The 19,731-nt window shown below is 32.6% G+C and carries 16 protein-coding genes; 5 read left to right on the forward strand and 11 right to left on the reverse strand.

What is annotated here, in order from left to right; translation table 11 throughout:
• Positions 1 to 208: 208 nt before the first annotated feature.
• The 4 genes from DXU93_RS04585 to DXU93_RS04600 all read right to left on the reverse strand — a co-directional run bounded on the left by DXU93_RS04585 (position 209) and on the right by DXU93_RS04600 (position 6,546).
• Positions 209 to 2,293: a DUF4352 domain-containing protein gene (locus DXU93_RS04585; RefSeq protein ID WP_116880080.1), complete on the reverse strand. Its 2,085-nt coding sequence runs from the start codon at positions 2,291 to 2,293 to the stop codon at positions 209 to 211.
• 18 nt (positions 2,294 to 2,311) lie between these two features.
• Positions 2,312 to 3,529 (reverse strand): NAD(P)-dependent oxidoreductase, encoded by a 1,218-nt coding sequence (locus DXU93_RS04590; protein ID WP_116880081.1) that lies wholly within the window; start codon positions 3,527 to 3,529, stop codon positions 2,312 to 2,314.
• A gap of 65 nt (positions 3,530 to 3,594) precedes the next feature.
• A complete protein-coding gene (locus DXU93_RS04595; RefSeq protein ID WP_116880082.1) occupies positions 3,595 to 6,009 on the reverse strand; it encodes an outer membrane beta-barrel family protein in 2,415 nt (804 codons plus the stop codon).
• A gap of 93 nt (positions 6,010 to 6,102) precedes the next feature.
• Complete coding sequence (locus DXU93_RS04600) at positions 6,103 to 6,546, reverse strand: MarR family winged helix-turn-helix transcriptional regulator (protein ID WP_116880083.1); 444 nt, start codon at positions 6,544 to 6,546, stop codon at positions 6,103 to 6,105.
• A 98-nt stretch (positions 6,547 to 6,644) separates the two neighbouring features.
• On the opposite strand from DXU93_RS04600, the gene DXU93_RS04605 reads away from it, so the two are divergent.
• From DXU93_RS04605 to DXU93_RS04615, 3 genes are all read left to right on the forward strand, one after another.
• Positions 6,645 to 7,667, forward strand: a complete 1,023-nt coding sequence (locus DXU93_RS04605) for a sensor histidine kinase (protein WP_116880084.1) — start codon at positions 6,645 to 6,647, stop codon at positions 7,665 to 7,667.
• Positions 7,668 to 8,411: a LytR/AlgR family response regulator transcription factor gene (locus DXU93_RS04610; RefSeq protein WP_116880085.1), complete on the forward strand. Its 744-nt coding sequence runs from the start codon at positions 7,668 to 7,670 to the stop codon at positions 8,409 to 8,411.
• 102 nt (positions 8,412 to 8,513) lie between these two features.
• Positions 8,514 to 8,921 carry an RNA recognition motif domain-containing protein gene (locus DXU93_RS04615; protein ID WP_116880086.1) on the forward strand — a complete coding sequence of 136 codons (408 nt, stop codon included), beginning with the start codon at positions 8,514 to 8,516 and terminating at the stop codon, positions 8,919 to 8,921.
• 60 nt (positions 8,922 to 8,981) lie between these two features.
• Here DXU93_RS04615 and DXU93_RS04620 read toward each other — a convergent pair whose 3' ends face one another.
• Complete coding sequence (locus DXU93_RS04620; protein ID WP_123776045.1) at positions 8,982 to 9,689, reverse strand: hypothetical protein; 708 nt, start codon at positions 9,687 to 9,689, stop codon at positions 8,982 to 8,984.
• A gap of 252 nt (positions 9,690 to 9,941) precedes the next feature.
• Here DXU93_RS04620 and mnmA point away from each other — a divergent pair, with 252 nt between their 5' ends.
• Positions 9,942 to 11,123: a tRNA 2-thiouridine(34) synthase MnmA gene (mnmA, locus tag DXU93_RS04625; RefSeq protein WP_116880088.1), complete on the forward strand. Its 1,182-nt coding sequence runs from the start codon at positions 9,942 to 9,944 to the stop codon at positions 11,121 to 11,123.
• On the opposite strand, the gene DXU93_RS04630 is transcribed toward mnmA, so the two are convergent.
• From DXU93_RS04630 to DXU93_RS04640, 3 genes are all read right to left on the reverse strand, one after another.
• Positions 11,113 to 11,541, reverse strand: coding sequence for a helix-turn-helix transcriptional regulator (locus DXU93_RS04630; protein WP_165851334.1), 429 nt, complete (start codon positions 11,539 to 11,541; stop codon positions 11,113 to 11,115). The two genes, mnmA and DXU93_RS04630, sit on opposite strands and share 11 nt — an antisense overlap.
• Positions 11,542 to 11,978: 437 nt before the next feature.
• On the reverse strand, positions 11,979 to 12,173 hold the full coding sequence (locus DXU93_RS04635) for a hypothetical protein (RefSeq protein WP_123776046.1): 195 nt from the start codon (positions 12,171 to 12,173) through the stop codon (positions 11,979 to 11,981).
• 138 nt (positions 12,174 to 12,311) lie between these two features.
• On the reverse strand, positions 12,312 to 12,815 hold the full coding sequence (locus DXU93_RS04640; RefSeq protein ID WP_116880091.1) for a hypothetical protein: 504 nt from the start codon (positions 12,813 to 12,815) through the stop codon (positions 12,312 to 12,314).
• A gap of 162 nt (positions 12,816 to 12,977) precedes the next feature.
• On the opposite strand from DXU93_RS04640, the gene DXU93_RS04645 reads away from it, so the two are divergent.
• Entirely contained in the window at positions 12,978 to 14,087 is a 1,110-nt protein-coding gene (locus DXU93_RS04645) for a hypothetical protein (RefSeq protein WP_116880092.1), read from the forward strand.
• A 146-nt stretch (positions 14,088 to 14,233) separates the two neighbouring features.
• On the opposite strand, the gene DXU93_RS04650 is transcribed toward DXU93_RS04645, so the two are convergent.
• From DXU93_RS04650 to DXU93_RS04660, 3 genes are all read right to left on the reverse strand, one after another.
• Positions 14,234 to 16,000, reverse strand: a complete 1,767-nt coding sequence (locus DXU93_RS04650) for a T9SS type A sorting domain-containing protein (protein WP_116880093.1) — start codon at positions 15,998 to 16,000, stop codon at positions 14,234 to 14,236.
• Positions 16,001 to 16,102: 102 nt separating this feature from the next.
• A complete protein-coding gene (locus tag DXU93_RS04655) occupies positions 16,103 to 16,897 on the reverse strand; it encodes a DUF4249 domain-containing protein (protein WP_116880094.1) in 795 nt (264 codons plus the stop codon).
• A gap of 1 nt (position 16,898) precedes the next feature.
• Positions 16,899 to 19,238: a TonB-dependent receptor gene (locus DXU93_RS04660; RefSeq protein ID WP_116880095.1), complete on the reverse strand. Its 2,340-nt coding sequence runs from the start codon at positions 19,236 to 19,238 to the stop codon at positions 16,899 to 16,901.
• Positions 19,239 to 19,731 lie beyond the last annotated feature (493 nt).

Below are 19,731 nucleotides of genomic sequence, written 5' to 3' on the forward strand. Positions count from 1 at the left end.
CTCCAAACTATCTTTTACCTATGAACATTGTTGATTACGCCTGTATGCTCAAAACTCTTGCTCAATACTGTTTTCACCTGCGGTATGGTTAATTTCAGCCGTATATTCAGAACTCTTCCTCCAAACTGTTTCTAACTAAGAACAAAGTTGATTACGCCTGTATGCTCAATACTCTTGCTCAATACTGTTTTCGCCTACTGGTGAAAACTTAGTAGCTTCCTAAATATCTGCGCATTATCCATTCAATAGTGAAAAGGGCAATAATGATGAACATCAACCAGATATAATCGATTAATTTATGGTAAGTACTGGCTTCATAGGCAACTGGAGTAATGTCATCACGCTCTTTAATATCATCAAGGATTAATTGATAATCTGAAAGCATTGCAAATTTTCCATTTCCATTTTCAGCCATTTGTATCAACATTTGATGATCTGCTTTGGTAGATTGTTTTTCCAATTCAAGTGACTTTACTCCAAAAGTTCCTTCTTTCATGAAAGTTGATCCATTGTACTCCGTAGTTGCTTTCCAAGTATACTTTCCAGGGTTCAATTGGCCAAGATCTAATGCATAATTGTCTGTTAAGGGTAAAAATGAATAGTCAAATTTTTCACCATTGGGTGCTGTTAGTTCAAATTGTATAGTTGGTGTAGTAATTGCCTCATAACTTTTGTTGTAAAACGCAGCATTAATCATCATTTCTTCAGAACTATTCAACACAGAAGGTAGTTGTATTCTTAATCGAGAGGTGTTTTCTTTTAGAATTAAATACTGAACAGTTTTATGTACAATTTCATTAAAATGGATATGACTTTGATTCATTTGATAGTCTGCAATCCTCCAACTCCATAAACCACTTCCATAAGTAACCGCAAACTTCTCATCTTGCTGTCCACCAAAGAAAAATAGAGCATCTTGTTTCTGGATTCCGCCAACACTTTGGTAAGCCAAAATAGAAGACTTATTTGTATATCTGACATCACCATAATGTCCATTTAAAGGTGGAAATTGATTCATGTTTTTCTGAGTCTCAGAAGAGAGTTTGAACAAATTAAAGGAAGGGTTGAAAGTTGCTCCAAAGTTATCTGCAGAACCTGTCGTTGAAATATTTGCTAACAATTGAATTTTCGCTATATCGACTCTTTTTGTTTGGGCAGTTACAATAAACCATTTAGGAGTATTTGTCTTCAGCAATTGATTAAAAGCAGCGTTATTATTTGCAACTCCAGGATTATGCCAAATCACAAGATCGAAACTTTCTAACTCAGTTGGAATTTCATCAATTGTTACTGTTTTCACTTGTAGATTGTCCTCCGTAGATAAGGCGTTTTTAATGGCTCCGACATCTGGATTAATTCCTTCAGAAACAAGCAGAACATTTGACCTGTCATCAAGTACTTCTACGAAAAATGATTTTTCATTGTTTTTTAAATTATACTCATTGTCAATTGCACTAATTTGGACAGTATATTCATGGATACCAAGTGATTTAGCATCAAGGATAAACTCAGTTTTCAGTAGACTGTAGCTTTCTTTTTGGTGTTTTAAAGTTTTAGAATCTATGATCTTCCCTCCTTCTATAAGTTTAATTTCAAAAGCAACTTCTGGAGTTTTATTTCCTTCAATACTTACTTCAACAGGGAATTTATTGTCTAAAAAAGCAATTTTATTTGAAGTTATATTTTTAATACTGTGGTCTACTTTTTGAATGGTATCACCAACTGATAAGGTATAAACTGGGGTGTTTTTAAATTTCTGAGCAATTGATAAAGGTGTTGATCCTTCATTATAATTCCCATCTGAAAGTAAAATAACCGCACCAATATTCCTTCCGTAGTAATTATTATATGTGCGATTGAATAGCTGACTTAAATCAGTTTTTGAATTATTAAAAACAAGTGAGTCAGGGTTTTCTAAGCTCTTATTTAAATCAAAGGTTAAACTATTAAAATCTGATTTAAAGTTGTTTCCAGCTTCAGTGATGAACTCTTTACTTAACTGTTCAACTGTTGAACTATCAGAATAGTTCAACATAGATTCAGAATTATCAACTAATGTTAATATCAATGGTTGATCGACTTCACTTTTAGCACCTTTGATTAAAATTCCTAAGAGTAGTAATCCAATTAAGAATAATCCTAAACTCCTTAGAGAGATTAAAGCAAAACGATTGAAAGCAGAAATCTCTTTTATCCATCCCTTTTTACGGTATAAAACGAATGAGATAGTAACAGCAATAATAGCCAACGGAACGAGCAACCATAAGGAGATGTCACTAAAAAACTCTGTCATTTTATCGATGTTAAGGTGTTATTCTTTCCCTGCTAAATAATCTTCAAGGTATTTAAAATCAGCTGAAAGTTCACCCTCTTTTGTTGTTTGAGATCCTCTTTCGATAATTTTATGAGGGTCTTCTCCAAACAAAGCAGGTAAAACATGTTTTATCAACTCATTTCCAAAATCTTTTGAAGCGTCCTTTGGTAATTCACATGGAAGATTATCAACCGCCATAACAGCAATTGCATCAGGATCTTTAAAATCAACCTCTTTTTCTTGTGCTGGATGATAACCATAAATAGGATCTGCTATTGTACTTGGACGAATAGTAGAAGCTACTGGACCATCGATGTCACACGAAATATCAGCGACTACTGATAGTCGTAGATTCTCCTTCTTGAGGTCTTCTCTTGTAAAAAAATAAGGTGAACTGCTTTCCCAATAATGACAAGCGATATACATATCAGTTTCGCTTAAATATTGATTGAACGTAGAACGATGACTCTGTCCGCTTTCAAAGAATGCATCTCTGTCAAATTCTTTTCCATCCTCACGTTCCAAATAATCTGAAAAGTTTAAATGAGTAAATACCGGCTCACCGAATTCTTCATTTTTAAACTCTTCAGGCGTCACTTCTTTAATAGGAAGTAAATTGATGATTTCTAAAGCACCGTGACCTACTCTACCAAAACCCGTTAAAACAATCTTAGTGTTTGATGGAAGTTTTACTTTAGATAGTTCACTTTCCATTTCCTTGCGATCATCACACTTGTTTGCAGGTTTCAAATCATATAAATCATGTTTGAGTCCATAGGTACGGAATCCATTATAACAACCAACAATTCCAGCGTATCGACCAAATCCAATGATTCTAAGACCATTTTTGTCTGTCAACACTTCGTAATCTGTCAATTTGATTTTATTGTCAATTACTGCTTGAAGTAAATCTCTATTATATGGTTGTTTCTTGAAAGTATGTGAGAAAAAGAAAAACTGTTTGTTTGGGATTAAGTCTTCAATGTTGACCTCTTTTACTCCCATCACAATATCACAATCTTCAACTGAATCTACAATTGGTACACCTAAATCTGAATATTCTTTGTCTTTAAAAGCCCTAATTGGACTTGATTGAACAACTAATTCAACATTTGGATATTCCTCCATAACGCGAAGGCATTGATCCGGTGAAAGAGGAACACGCTGATCTGGCGGAACTTTACCCTCTCTTATTATACCAATTTTTGTAGTCATAAAATGTGTTTTTACAAAAATAGCAGAATTAAACGATTTTGTGATTGAAAGAACTTAAAACTCCATTACTCCTCTATTTCTGCATCTTTTATTTTATCTCTTAACTCCTTGTTTTTAGTGGTTAAATTTCCAAATTTATAAGACAGTGTCAAATACAAACGTCTTGTTGTCCACTTATATTCCGTTTCTTGAATTACCGTTCCATCATTAATTTCAAAGTAGAATCCTTTTTGGTTAAATACATCTGTAACACGAACACCAAGCACCATTTTCTTGTCCATCAAAGTTCTTGTAAAACCAATGTCAATTCCTGGGTTACGTTGATAAATCCCTTGAACAGTATAACGTGGAGCGATATATTGAGCGTTTAATTGAATAGCTGTTGTATTGTCGAAAAATGAAAATGTAGAATTTAATTTCGCATCCCAACTTACTCCTTGGTTACTCAATGTTGTTCCATTAATTTCTGCTGACAAACGACTTTCGTATGCGTTTATAGAAACCATGTTTTTCCACCATTTAAAAGGAGAATACGTTCCAATTAACTCCACTCCATAATCATAACTTTCATCAACATTGGCAAAACTTGTGATACTTACACCATCATCATAAAATTGACGAATTCGTTGAATTCTATCCACTGTTTGCTTGAAATATAAGGTACTTGTTAAAGAAGCTGATTTCCAAATTTTCTCATAACCTAATTCATAAGAGTTGATGTATTCTGGTCTGATTGCAGGATTTCCAACCCTTAAATTTAGAGGATCGCTATATACTGGAAAAGGATTTACTTCTCTTGAACCAGGTCGATTGATTCTTCTACTGTAACTACCAAAAATTTCACCCTTTTCATCATTTCCATAAGAAGCATGAATAGATGGGAAGAAACTAAAATAGTTGTTTTCGAAAGATTCATTTGTCGTCAATAAACGAGGCTCTACAAAGGCTTGTTCTAATCGAACACCTGCTTGATATTTGAATTTATCTGTTAATTGATGACCGAAAATTCCATATGCAGAATAAATTTCTTCATCAAACGCCAATTCATTATTCACATTAGGATCTGGAAGAACGGTCTCCGTGATGGTATCATAATACTCTAAATAATTTCCTTCATTTTGTCGGCTAATTCTTGTTTGCAATCCAGCTTCATACTTCATGTTTTTATTGATTTCTCGAACTAAATCTGTTGAAACAATAAAGTTACTTTTATCTTCAGTGCGTTCTTGATTTTGAAAACGGTATGAGTTGGAAGTTGGTGTACCATCTGGGTTGTAGTAATTTTCTTTGAATTCACCAATTGAAAGTTCATCTCCTAAAGATTGTGAAGCAGCTATGATTAAATCTCCTTTTTCATCTTTAAAATCTAATTTGTAATTGGCGTTAATATCTAATGATTTTCGTGTTCTAGGGTCGTAAACTTGACGATCCCAGGTTTGATAAAGTGCATCATCATAAAACAATTCATTATCTTGTCGACCTTCTCTGATACGGTCTGTATCTGTTCCTGCAACAGAAATCCCAAATACTTGATTGTCTGCCAAAAAGAAATCAGCACCTATTTTTCCAGTATGTGATTCACGGAAATCAGTTCCCAATCTATCTTGAGTCAAGAACTCAGTAGAGCTACCAAGATTAGAAGTTCTTTCATTAAAGTTATTTCTGAATCCTTCTCTATACCTATATGAATAACTTGCGTAAAAATTGATTTTTTCATTTCTAATATTGAATCCAACATTAGCGCTATAAAGATTTTCGCTTGCTGCGGTTAACTGGACGTTTGTATTGATACCGCGGAGTTTTTTCTTTTTTAAGACAATATTGATTATTCCTGCTGTTCCTTCAGGGTTGTATTTTGCAGAAGGATTTGTCACTAACTCAATTCTCTCAATGGCACTGGCAGGAATACCATCTAGTGCACCATCTCCGCTAGACAATACACTTTGTCGGCCATCAATTAATATTGTGACACTTCCATTTCCACGTAGTGAAACATTTCCGTCATTGTCAACTTCTACTGATGGAATATTATTTAAAACTTCAGTAAGTCCACCACCAACAGCAGTCATATCTTCGCTAACATTGTATGTTCTTTTGTCAATGCTTGACTCCATTAAGGAAGTTTCTCCTCTAATTTCTACCTCTTCAAGGTCTTGACTTTTTATTTTAGTCAACTTAATAGTTCCTAGGTTGAGATTTTTGTTTTTGATAATTTCAAATTGATCAATTTGGTGGTTTTTAAAACCAAAAAAAGAAATCACAGCATAGTAATTTCCAGCAGGAACATTTTCCAACACTATCTTCCCTTCTAAAGAGGAATATTCTCCTTTAACAACAGATGAATCGATTGGTGAAAATAAGCGAAAATTTGCGTATTCAATAGGCGCTTCATTATCGTCGACAACTTTCAAAGAAAGTTTACTTTGAGTAAATCCAAGTGTAGAAACGAGGACGAAAATGAGGCAAAAATAATATTGCATAAAGTGAATTTTGTGCGAAATTAATAAATCAAATGATTAAATAAATAGCTTTAACTGAAAGCTAACGAAATAAGCTTTTCAGGTATGTAAAACTTACTGATTGCGGAATTTATCTAACAAATAGCTCAATGTTTCAGCTTCTTCATTTGTTAAGTTCTTAAAGTGATTATCCTCAAATTGTACATCCAGTTGTGATAAAACGTCAAGCCCTTGTTGAGTAATTTCTAATTCAACCACTCTTTTATCCTTAGTACCTTTACTTCTTTTTACGAACTTTTTGCTGATGAGTTTATCAATAAGTCGCGTAGTATTCGGTGATTTTTCAATCATGCGGTCCTTCACCGTTTTGATGTTCAACTTCTTCTTCGCTCCTCTTAAAATTCTCAAGATATTAAATTGTGCCATACTTAAGTCATATTCTTCTAACTGATGATGGTAATAGGAACCAATGTGATTAGAAGTGTAACGAATGTTGGTCAACACTTTATGATGAATATCTTTGAAATTAGCTGTAATAATAGACTCAATTTTTTTCATATCCCAACAAAGATAACTACCTAGGTAAGAAATTCAAATAAAGAGCTCAATTATGAACTTATTTTAACTTATTCTAAAATAATAATTATTTTTAAGCAATGTTAAAACATACACTTCTTTACTGGTTTGTTCAAATAATCTCATGGGGAATTCTATGTTCAATTATTGGGGTATCAACCTATATTCAAGGTGAATTCAATGACAAGACCGCTTATAAAATTGTTGAGTTATACATTTCTCTTTTAATCGTTTCGCATTTTATCCGTTGGGTATTTATTAAGAAAGAATGGTTGAATTTAAAACTAACTCCTTTAATTCCAAGAATCCTGAGTCTAGTTACTGCCATGTCTTTAATATTAATGGTGATATCCAATACGAGCAACACCTTGTTTTATAATGAAGAATGGTTGACTCTTTCAGAATTTTTAATCAACACTTTGTTGTACTCTATATTTCTAATTATGTGGAGCGCCGTTTATTTGACATACCATTTATTGCAAAAATCTAGATTACAAGAAATCAACAATCTTAAACTTCAAACCAGTCAAACGCAGAATGAATTAAAAACATTACGGGATCAATTGAATCCTCACTTTTTATTTAATTCTTTAAATAGCATTCGCGCCTTAATAGAGATTGAGCCCAAAACGGCAAAATCGGCCATTACCACACTTTCCAGTTTATTACGTAATTCACTAATTTTAGGAAAGCGAGCAAAAATAAACTTGAAAGAAGAATTGCAATTGGTTGAAGAGTATTTAAGACTTGAGAAAATACGTTTTGAGGAACGATTGAAATACACATTAAACAATGAGATACAACAATCGATTCACCTTCCTCCTTTCCTTTTGCAAAGTTTGGTTGAGAATGCTTTAAAACACGGGATTTCACAACGAGTTGAAGGTGGTGAAATCAATATTAAGATTTCAATTGAAAACAATAAATTTGTTTTGAACGTTATTAATGATGGTATATATAACGATAGTAAAGAGTCTGGAATAGGAATTAAAAATAGCCGCAGAAGATTGGAAATTATTTATGGTCAAGCGGCAGGATACGAGATAAAAAATAAGAACGGTAAAGTTCACGCATGCATTTGGATTAATCAAAATCAACTTTAAATGGAACAATTAAAAGTAATCATTATAGACGATGAACGTTTGGCTAGACAAGAGCTTAAACACATGTTAGAGAATCATAAGAATGAAATTGAAATCATCGGTGAGGCAAGTAACGGGAAGGAAGCAATAAAAATGATTGAGTCACTAAATCCGGACTTGATCTTTTTGGATATTCAAATGCCAGAAATGGATGGATTTGAGGTGATAAATCGATTAGAGGAAATACCAAAAGTAATTTTTGTTACAGCTTATGACAATTACGCACTTGAAGCTTTTAAAGTTGGTGCAACAGACTATCTACTCAAACCTATTGAAGCCGATGCATTAAAGAAGGCAATTGAAAAGTTAAGTACCAATAGTGAAGATGATTTTTTCTCTCCAACAGAGAGTGAGCGTTCAAATAGAAAGTTAACTATAGATGATCACATTTTTATTAAAGATGGTGAAAAGTGTTATTTCCCTAAATTATCAGAAGTTCGTTACTTTGAAAGTCAAGGGAATTATGTAAAGATATTCTTTAATGACCATCATCCAATGATATTGAGAAGTTTGAATGCATTACAGGATCGATTATCAACAGAAGATTTTTTTAGAGCCAATAGAAAGTACCTAGTCAATTTTCATCATATACAAAATATTGAAAACTGGTTTAATGGAGGATTGAAATTAACCTTTTCAGATAAGGTTGAGATTGAAATTTCAAGACGTCAGACTATTCGTTTTAAAGAAATGATGACACTCTAAATGGAATATTTTAACAAAAAATCCAATTATAATTAAAAATCATGCTGATATTTTAACAGTAAGAAGTAAATTTGCACCCAGTTCAGAGAAACATTTTAGATAATGACAAATATTTTTATAGCCAACCTAGATTTTGGAATCACATCCGAAGACCTGAGAGCCACATTTTCACAATTTGGTGAAGTGTCATACGCACATGTTGTATATGATAATAAAACCAAAAAATCCAAAGGATACGGTTATGTTGAAATGGAAGATCTTTCACTTGCCAATGCAGCTATTAGCGCATTAAACGGGATGGAAGTTAATGGTAGAGTTCTTGATGTTAAATTAGCTACACCAAAAGAAAAGCGTCCACAAAATATTAATAAGCCAAAAGAATCTTTCAAATCTAAACCTTCAAGACCAGAGCGTTCTGATCGACCTTCAAAGCCGAGAAAAGAAGTAAAAGAAGTGAAAACAAGTGAAAGAAGAGTAATGCGTCCGCGTAGAAAGCGAAAAGAAGATTAATTCAATTCGTTTTCCATCATATATTTACATCGTTCTATAAAAATTTCGTTCTACCCTTATCTAATCAAATAGATAAGGGTGTAATGATTTGTAATGATCTAATTTATCCTTGATGTAAACAATTAGTTCATAATCTGAAGCTGTCTTTAGAAAATGTTCGTCGATGTTCAAAAAGTTGATAAAACCAACAAACTGGTCTTCTTCTAGGTGGACAACATCAAAGGAAACATAAACCCGAATCAATTCTTTAACCACTAGATTGATATTGTCTTGATGTTCCATTTCAGCAACAAGTCTCTTGGATTGAGCTTTCTTACTAAATCTTTCATAAAGTGCTGTAATAGGACTTTTTAACATATCCACACCTGTAACCGTTCTTGTTTCTCGTCGACTTAAAGCTTCACGCTCTTCCTTTATTTTATCAAGAGATTTAATTGGGTATACGGTTACCTCTTCAATTTTTTGAATGTTAGGACTTAAATAAACGACAGTATCAATAGCACAACGGTCTTGCTTTGGAATTTCTATAAATTTTTTTCCATAACCTTTAACAGAGAAAGCGATTTTATCCTTTGGACGAACGTAAACAGAGAATTCTCCATTTGGACGACCAAAAACACCTTGTTGTGTGGTAACATTGATCACCATCAAATTATAAAAACCTTGGTTTTTCACTGTATCAATGACATAACCTTTTAGATAAATCTCCTCGCATTGTGTAAGGGCGCTACCAGCCCATATAAAAGTTGCAGCTATTATTAGCATCATTTTTTTCATAGGATAAATATAATTAAATAATAAGTCTATTATATGAGGTTACAATTGTAAACAATGTAATTAACACAAAATAACAAGTATGATTACATTTGTAACATCTTCTAAAAACGATCTCTAACATTGTTTTACTTTTGTAAAATATATTTTTCACAAAACAATAACATATCACATTACACTTGTAAACACTACCTTGTTTTGTTTAAACATAAAACTTCCGTAGATTTGCACTCTTAAATTTATAGCATGAAACGTGTAGTAGTAGGATTATCAGGAGGTGTAGATTCAAGTGTAGCCGCTTATTTACTAAAGGAACAAGGATACGATGTGATTGGATTATTCATGAAGAATTGGCATGATGAATCGGTTATACTTTCGGATGAATGTCCTTGGATTGATGATGCAAATGACGCTTTACTCGTCGCAAACAAGCTTGGAATTCCGTTTCAAGTCATAGACCTTAGTAAAGAATACAAAGAGCGTATTGTTGAATATATGTTTGATGAATATGCTGCTGGACGCACGCCTAATCCAGATGTTTTGTGTAACCGCGAAATTAAATTCGATGTATTCATGAAACGAGCACTTGAACTTGGTGTTGATTATGTAGCCACAGGACATTATTGCAGACGACAAGAGAATGAAGATGGTAGCGTTAGTTTACTTGCTGGTTTAGATCAAAATAAGGATCAATCTTACTTTTTATGTCAATTAGATCAAGAGCAATTATCTAAAGCATTGTTTCCTGTTGGAGATTTACAAAAATCTGAAGTACGTAAAATTGCGAAGGATCAGGATTTAATTACAGCTGACAAAAAAGATTCTCAAGGGCTTTGTTTTATTGGAAAAGTAAGTTTACCAGACTTTTTACAACAGCAACTTAAAGTTAAACAAGGTAACATTATTGAAATACCTGAAGACTTGGATGTTATTCAAAACCATCATGCCATTCCAAGAGATTTTGATCATATAGAAGAGTTAGTTGCTCCAATTGAATTTAAGGAATCGGATGGAATTAAGGTTGCAGAACATCAAGGTGCTCATTTTTATACTATTGGACAACGTAAAGGCTTGCATATTGGCGGTAGACCAAATCCATCATTTGTACTTCAAGTTGACACCAAAAAGAATCTTATTTTCAGTGGTCAAAAAGACAGTCACCCTGGTTTAAATAAGATAGCTTTAAAAATTGATAATAAATCATTTAGTTATACTAACTTAAAGAATAAGTTTAAGTTAGGAGAAGTATTAGATGTTAAAGTTAGGATTCGATACCGTCAAGAATTACAATCTGCAAAAGTATTGAAAAAGGAAGACTTTACGTATGTCTTATTTGATGAGCTTCAACGTGGAATTACACCTGGACAATTTTGTGCGTTTTATAACGAAAATTCCGAACTCTTAGGGTCTGGAGAGATTAGTTTCTAGGAAGGGAAGTTTCAAAGGTTCCATCTTCATAAAAAACAACTATTCTAGAGATCTTTTTAGTCTTACTTAAAGTATTGCTACTTGTTTCTGGTAGATCTGTGACTGGTGCGTTGTTGTAACGTCTAGGCTCTTCTTCTCTAACCTGAGGCTGTTCTTTTGAAGTGGATTCAGCCTCCATCGATTCTACTTGCTGAGAATCATCGATAGTCCTACCAATCTTCTTTCCGGTAATTAACCAGTCTGCATTTACCTTTGGAAAAGTATTTAAGGTTTTTTGTATAAAGTCAATACTTGGCTTATTCCTTCCTGCTAAAACATGGGATATACTAGAGCGCTGTACTCCTACTTTATCTGCAAATGCAGCATTCGTCATCCCATTCATCTTTATCACCATTTGTAACCTTTCGCTAATTGACATATACATTTGTTTATTGTAAAGATATAAAATATTTCTTATAATTTACAAAAGTATATTACCAATACATTATACAATGTTACAAAAGTTAATTATTGTAGTTTTGATATGTAAACGAATGTAAACAGACTGTAACTGAAAAATTAGTCAAGATTTATACTATGTTTTGCAGCAATAGGAACTGTATAAATAAGTTATTCAATTATGTAAATATCCAATAACATATAATTAGTTTTTCTTTTTGATAAGAATTAATAGCATTGATATCTTGGAAACAAAAATGGCTGTCTTCTACCCTTTTCTAATTCAGACTTTCGTTATTCCTTCATGTTATAATAGCTATTGATTAAGTATAAAGCAAAAAAAAGAGGGAACAAGTCCCTCCTTCTCTAAATAAAACAATTTATAAACTATAAAACATTGAACATCTTTGAACTGATCTAATTCTTTGAAAATCCGCAAGTAAACAGATTTTCATGTTCAATTTTTTTGGATGGATACTTTCTGACGATATCCATGATTTCTGCAACTTCAATAATAGATAAACTACTTTTAATTCCTTGTTTTTGACGCTTTGCAAGTTGTCTTTCAGCCATCTTCAATCGGTTCAAGGCGATAACATATCGATTTAACATAGTGTTTCGTTTATGATTACGCTTTACTCTTACGTGCATTCTATCAACAAGTTACGTTTTTCTAAATAAATTGACATTTTTAAACAGATTATTTTAGTTTTTATTCAATTATAAGGCTGTAAAGCACTCATTATTAAATCAATATGGTGAATAGGTGTTTTTTACATTTTTATCTTTTTTCTTGTTATCTTTTGATTTTAAGAGTATTCCGATTGCAACCAAGCATAAATAAAATGGTAACAATATATATTTAGAAATCTTTCTAACACTCAATTTTATGTGCCCCCTCTCCTTTCGAATACTTTTATTTCTATTTGTAGATAATGTGGTGCCTTGTGTTTTATTTTGCTTTTTAAAAAACTTCTTTTTACGTGGAGATTTTCTCTTTTTAATTGGTCCTTCAAACTCTTGTTCGAGTTTAAAAAAACGATTCGCACGATTCATTAAAATTTCTGTCATACCGTACTCCTTGATGTTTGTGAATGAATATTCTTTATAACTGATTAAAAACTGAAGAAGAATTGACTTTAACTGAATATAAAATTGAATACTTAATTCTATTACTTCATGCTTAATATTATTTAATTCAGATTGAATTCCTTCTATTAATTCTCTATGTTCACTTGTTATTGCTACTTCCATGACTATATCTATTGTTCTCTGCAAAGTTCGTAGAGATAAATGATTCTCTTTATGCGATTAAGTAGTAAGTTGCAATTCAATGAATAGATTAAACTTAATTAAGTAGATTAAGTCTTTGATTAAGCAAATTATTAAGTTAAGTTTTCTTACATTTGTTAATTCGTGAGACTCGCCGGTACATATCACCCAATTCCTTATCTTATTGAAAGGATTGCCGACTTCCTTCCTGGGGTCTCGGTGAGTGCTGCTTTATACATGGATTTTGATAAGCAATTACGTACATCACTTGATGATGAATCCTTGAGTGACTTTCTTAAAGTTAAGGCGCAGAAAATCAGAAGTTGCTCACAGGTGACTGAATGGTCCAATCAATCCGATATATTTGGAAATGATACTATTTCAAAAAGTCAATTGAGCATTGAGGATGAAGATTCGCTTAATGTTTTAAAGCTTTACTTCCCCTCGCCAGTTGATGAATTTAAAGACCTTATTCTGATAGCCTTTCCAAAAAATGTGTTTTTAAAAAGTTTAAATACCACTTTTAAAGGAATAAGTACGCAAGAGAAAATAATCCTTAGCAATATGTTGAGTTCAATTTTTCATGCAGAACATGAAAGGGTATTACAAGAGCGAAAATTTCTTCAAGGGGTTAGGAACATCAATAACAAAAAGGACGAAAAGATTAAACAGCTTTCTGAGAATTTAAAAACTACTGAATTATTATATAGTAACTCTATTCGCACAATAATTACTGAATATAAACAGCAGTTGGAAAAGAAATTAAAAACGTCTTTTACAGTTGACAAACAAGTTGTTTTTAGGTTGGCCAAAGAAAAGTTGTCTATTGAAAATATTGAAGTCGCGATAGATGATGCTATTTATTTAGCGTATAATCTATCATTAGGTGAAGATCATATTCGAATTACGACTGATCATCTTCAAATTGACTCTATGCGATCTCCTCTTAAAACCAAGACATCGAGTATTCCTCAATACTACAAGGATGGAAAAACTTTTGATCTCTTGGAAAAATATGAAGAAGCTGCAATACGATTATTAGAAACTGGAGAATCGGTAAACGGAAAAAATATAGCAAAACAATTAACACCTCCAGTCACTCCGCCAGCCATTACGGATGCAATAAAAAAGAAGAAAAACAAAATCAATTATCTTCTGCAGCAATATCCTGAAAAGTGGAGTAATATTAGAAAATCAATCCGCCCTATTCATCAATTAGATCAAAACAAAAATCGCTTTACAAATGCCTCTTAACATCTTTAAGATGCTTAGTTAATAGCTTATTTATTCTTTTGTGCTTGATTAAAAACGATTAAGTTTCTGGTTTTAGAATTATTTGGACATAAAAAAAGTCCAGACGATTTCGCCTGGACTTTCATATTATGAAGTTGTTTTGTTAATTACTTAACAACTTTTACAGTCTTAACATTGTTTTCAGAACGAACAGTAACAAAGTAGATACCAGCATCAAAGTTTGCAGTATTTACAGTTACCTTATTTGATTCAACAACAGAAGAGTAAATAACACTTCCTGAAGCAGAAACGATTGTTACGTTCTCAATTACTCCATTTTCGTTAGAGATGTTCAATTCATTTTGAACAGGGTTAGGATATACAGTTAAGTTTGCTAACACGTTAGTGTTTACACCAACATTTTCAATAACGCTACATGGGAAAATTTGGTAACCTGAATCGTATGGAGAACTACTATCGTATTGTTTTCCTAATCCCATCAAGTTAAATGTTCCTGTTGGAGTTGCAGTGTTTGCTAAAGCAGAAGAACTTGGTACTCTTACTAAGAAAGTATCAACACCATTTGTAACATAAATATTGTCATTGTCTGGCCACATTGTTTCCCCATCAACAAGGTTAAGGTTTTCCAAAATGATTGACTGACTTTCAGTTGACTCATCTAAAGTTGTTACAACAGTTGGAGTTTGTAAAGTAGCACCTTGACTAACAACAGTAATTGAAGATGGTTCAATTTGAAGTAAACCATTGTATTGTCCAATTACACCTTCTACTGTAACTTCATCTCCTTCAACTGGAGAGTAAGTTCCTAAATCATCGAAACTAAAAATACTAATTCCATCGTTGTTAGCGTCAATCAAAACGATATCGTAACCACTTCCTCTAAAGTCGTCACAGTGAAGAACACCTGTTAAAGAAACGTATTCTCCAATTGATTCACCTACACCATCAGCATCTACAGTAGTTACATCACCAACTGTACTTGGAGTATATTCAACGATTGCACCTTCTAGAGAAACAACTACATCAGTTGCATTAGTTGAAGTAATTGTTAGTTCACCGTTTACTGGGTTAGCAACAGCTGAACCATTCAAACGAACATAAATAGTCGTTGCAGCAACTGTTCCAGATACATTTGGTAAAGTAACTGTAGTTCCGAAGTTAGACATTGAAGTCAATGAAATCTCAAAGTCACCTGAAGTAACCTCAACAGTAATATCATCAGTCAATTCAACACCTGACACATCAATAGTTTCCTCAGGAGAAGGATTTCCTAAAACTTGAATTATTCCTGATACTGTTGAAGTTGAAGTTGTAATTGTTGGTGTAGTTGCAGGAGTACTAGAGTAAGAACCAGCGTTTGTAATTACCTCGTATGTTGTTGTTCCACAAAGACCATCTAAGGCTCCGTTATAAAAAGTCCAGTTAGCTTCAACAAAAGCACCATCAGGTCCTGTATTGTCATTTCTTTTTGCATAACCATCTTTATATTCCCAATTTGTTCCCGAACCATCTATTCCGTTCTCAGCATATTGGTCAATAACATTACTAGAGCTAGTTTCGATTATTCTAATTCCGTCATCTCCATTGATAGACAAAACGGCAGTAGTTGCTGCATGTGAATTTGTTACTGTAGGGAATTCTGTAACAAATGATGGGTCATCAGCGTATACATAAACAAATTCGTCAGTAATTGTACCTAATGCAGATAAATCATAATCACTTCCCCAAGCACCTCCATTAGATTGCTTTTGTAATGAGTAATTTGAGAAATCTACTGCACCATCTGCATAAATTTCAATAGCTTTTGGGTTTCCTCCACTACAATCTCCATCCATGATCATTGTAATGATTGGAGATTGTCCGTAAATCGTTGATGCTATAAATAGCATTGATAATAAGTAAAACTTTTTCATAATTTTATTTTATATATTTTTTACAAAAGTATAACATGTTAATCATACAAACATTAAGAAACCGTTAAGGATTATAGAATAGTTATTAACAATAATTTATGATTATTCTTCTATGATAATCGTTTTAGAATCAAAACCATATACCGAAAAATTACCAAGCGCATCATTTGACCATCTAAATGTTGGGTTTGCAGGTGCAGCAGATGCATCTGAACCTTGTGCTATTGCGTTCAATTCTTGAAAATATGTAAATGAATTATCACTATATGACAATAACTCCACTGTTATGGTGTCATCTTCTTGGTAAAACTCTGAAAACAAAGGAACTTTTTGAGAATTTCCTTCTGAAAATCCATCATCAAATAAAAATTGATCACCTAGATCTCGCCTGTATTCGCCATTCACTTTACGTATTGCTCTGTAGTAATTTTCACCAACAGGGTCAGTTAAATTCATATATACTACATATCCACCTTCGAAAAAAGAAGAAGAAGGTTGTAATTCTTGTGTCAAAGAATCAAGAGGAACTATTGGGTTTAAATAATCACTTGACTCATACGCTACTCCTTCAACATTGACTTTCATCGAATATAATGAATTGTAAACAGGTGTATAATTTTCAAGTAGATATGTTCCATCACCTTGATCTATTAAATCAGTAGTTGTACCATTTTCATCTGTAATTTGCACTGTGGCACCAGAAATATTCGGGAAATCTTCTGTTGAGAAAACATCAACAGTTTTAGAAATCTTTACAAAGACTTCTTCATTCACAGCATCATATTTTGCTTCGATAACCATTTTTGGTTCTGTATTGCTTGTTTCAAGGTCGATAACTTTTTCGCAGGAACTTGTTATAAACAATATTAAGCTTGAAATTAATAGTATTTTCTTCATTTTACTTAAAGTTAAAGTTATATGTAATTGATGGTATCATTTTAAATAATGCCGTTTGTACTGCTTGTGTTTGACCTGTTGTATTCCCTTCGAAATCATCAGTAAATCTTACAGAAAACGCATTTTCTCTGTTGTAAACATTGTAAATAGAGAAGCTCAAATTGTGTTTATAATTTTTTCTCTCTTTTAAATACCATGTTAACCCAAGGTCTAAACGGTGATAATCTGGTAATCTGTTTCCATTTCGTTTTCCTACATAAGGAACTTCATATCCATTCATCTCGTAAATTGCGCTTGGAAAGGTAACAGCATCTCCTGTGTAATATACAAAACTTGAACTCACAACGAACTTTTTATTAATGTTATACGTTAATACCAAGTTAATGTCATGGATTCTATCCTGTCTTGCTGAAAACTCTTCTCCTCCATCAATATCATCGAAAGACCTCAAGGCTCTTGACAAAGTATAGTTAAACCATCCAGTGAAATCTCCTTTTGTTTTCTTAATTTGAAATTCTACACCATAGGCTCTACCTTTCCCGTATACTAATTCCTTTTCTATTTGACCATTCAAGACAAGGTTTGCATTCGGTTTATAATCGATTTGATTTTGTAACCATTTATAATAAGTCTCAACAGAGACCTGATATTCATTTTTCTTGAAGTTTTTATAATAACCTACAGCAATTTGATCACCAATTTGTGGTTTTACGTTATTTGAAGTTGGAACCCAAACATCCGTTGGACTGCTTGTTGTTGTATTGGATAATTGGTGAATGTATTGGTAAATTCTATTGTATCCTACCTTAATCGAATTGCTTTCATTAATGATATAACTCGCTGAAAAACGTGGTTCAAATCCTTGATAGTATTTTATGGATTCAAAAGAATCATAAGATTTTTCACTTGTAACTTCTCCTTCATCATTATATTCATAGGCTGTTCCTGATCCCATATAGTTGAAGCCAGAATATCTTAAACCATACATTAATGCCCAACGATTCCCTATTTTTTGTTCGTTTTGGATATAAGCACCGAGTTCTAATGCATTACGATCTTCAAGTTCTATTTCGTTAAATCCAACATTTGATCCACTTTCCAAAGCTCCTGGCATAAAAGTATGGTGAATGGCATTTACTCCAAATTTGATGCTGTTATTAGAATTCAAATAATAATTATAATCTTGTTTAACATTAATATCGCGTATTGAAGAAATAATTCCAAATCCATCCTCACCTTGACCGATATTAAATTCGTAGTCAAATGAACTAAATATCACTGATGTATTTACGAAGAGCTTATCATTAATTAAATGGTTCCATCGAATTGTACCAGTCTTGTTTCCCCAATTAAAACCAAAAGCATCACTTAATCCGAACTTATCTCTCCCGAAATAACCTGATAAGTAAATACGGTTTTTATCATTAAGTTTATAATTTGCTTTTGCATTTAAATCATAGAAAAATAATGTTGCATCTCGTACTTGTTCGTCTTTTGAAAAAACTAAAAACAAATCGGCATAACTTCTTCTACCAGAAACAATAAAAGACCCTTTATCTTTAACAATTGGAGCTTCTACTGTTAACCTTGAAGATATTAAACCGATCCCTCCTGAAGCTGCAAGGTTCTTATTGTTACCATCTCTCATCCTAACATCCATAACTGAAGAAGCACGACCACCAAACTCAGCAGGAATTCCAGATTTGTACAAAGCCACATCTTTTATAGCATCAGAATTAAATACTGAAAAGAAACCTAATAAGTGAGAAGCATTGTAAACAGTAGATTCATCAAGTAAAATTAAATTTTGATCAGCTCCACCACCTCTCACATAAAAACCAGCGCTACCCTCTCCACCGCCTTTAATACCAGGAGTTAGTTGTAAGGTTTTCATTACATCTTGTTCACCAAACAAAATGGGAATCGTTTTAATCGCTTGAGGATCTAAACGTGTTACTTCCATTTGCGCTGAAGTAATATTGTTGTTGGCTTTTTTTGATTTAATTTCGACCTCTTCTAATTTTTGAACTTCATCAGACATAAACAACTCAAGGTTGATTAATGTATCTTGTGTGATGTTTAAATCAAAAGTTTGATTTTCAAATCCTGCGCTTCGATAGGATAATTGATGTTTTCCTGCAGGAATGGTTAAAGAGTAAAAACCATAAACATTTGTTCTGGCTCCGGTATTGGACATATCAGTAACTACAACTGATGCACCGAATAAATCTTCTCCATTTCTACCATCGGTAATGGTTCCACTGACCGTTATGTCTTGAGAAAAGGAAAGAAAATATGTAGCCAAAAAGAATACGGTGGCGAATAAACTATTCTGTTTCATTAAGGTAATTATTTTTAATTATAAGCTTATTTACAATTGGAAATGTAAAAGGTTTAACGAAATTAAATATTTATCAATTAAAAAATAAAGTACACAGAATAACAAGAAATCAACAAATTACCCTCAATTTTAAAATTCTAATTTCTGAATATCTAACTTTCAAACTTCGACATTGAAAATTAGAGACAAAGATAATTTAAAATCAACTAAAATAGTCACCGCTTAAATAGAGAAATGATTGTTTTAAATTTAAAATAAACCTATTAATTATTTTGGCTAAATGTTTCCTTAATATGAAACTACAATTTTCTTTGAATATGAGTGGTTTTGTGCCTTGAACTTATAAAAAACAAACTCCGTTGGATACAGCATTATTATTAAGTATAATATAATTATTGTTGAGCTCCTTTTTTGGAATAAAAACCTGTTAGCCGACGAACGAGCTGAGGCATGTTTTGACCATTTGTTGGATTAAATTCATATCCCCAAACTT

It is taken from the genome of Brumimicrobium aurantiacum (assembly GCF_003402975.1).
Lineage (GTDB): Bacteria > Bacteroidota > Bacteroidia > Flavobacteriales_D > Crocinitomicaceae > Brumimicrobium > Brumimicrobium aurantiacum.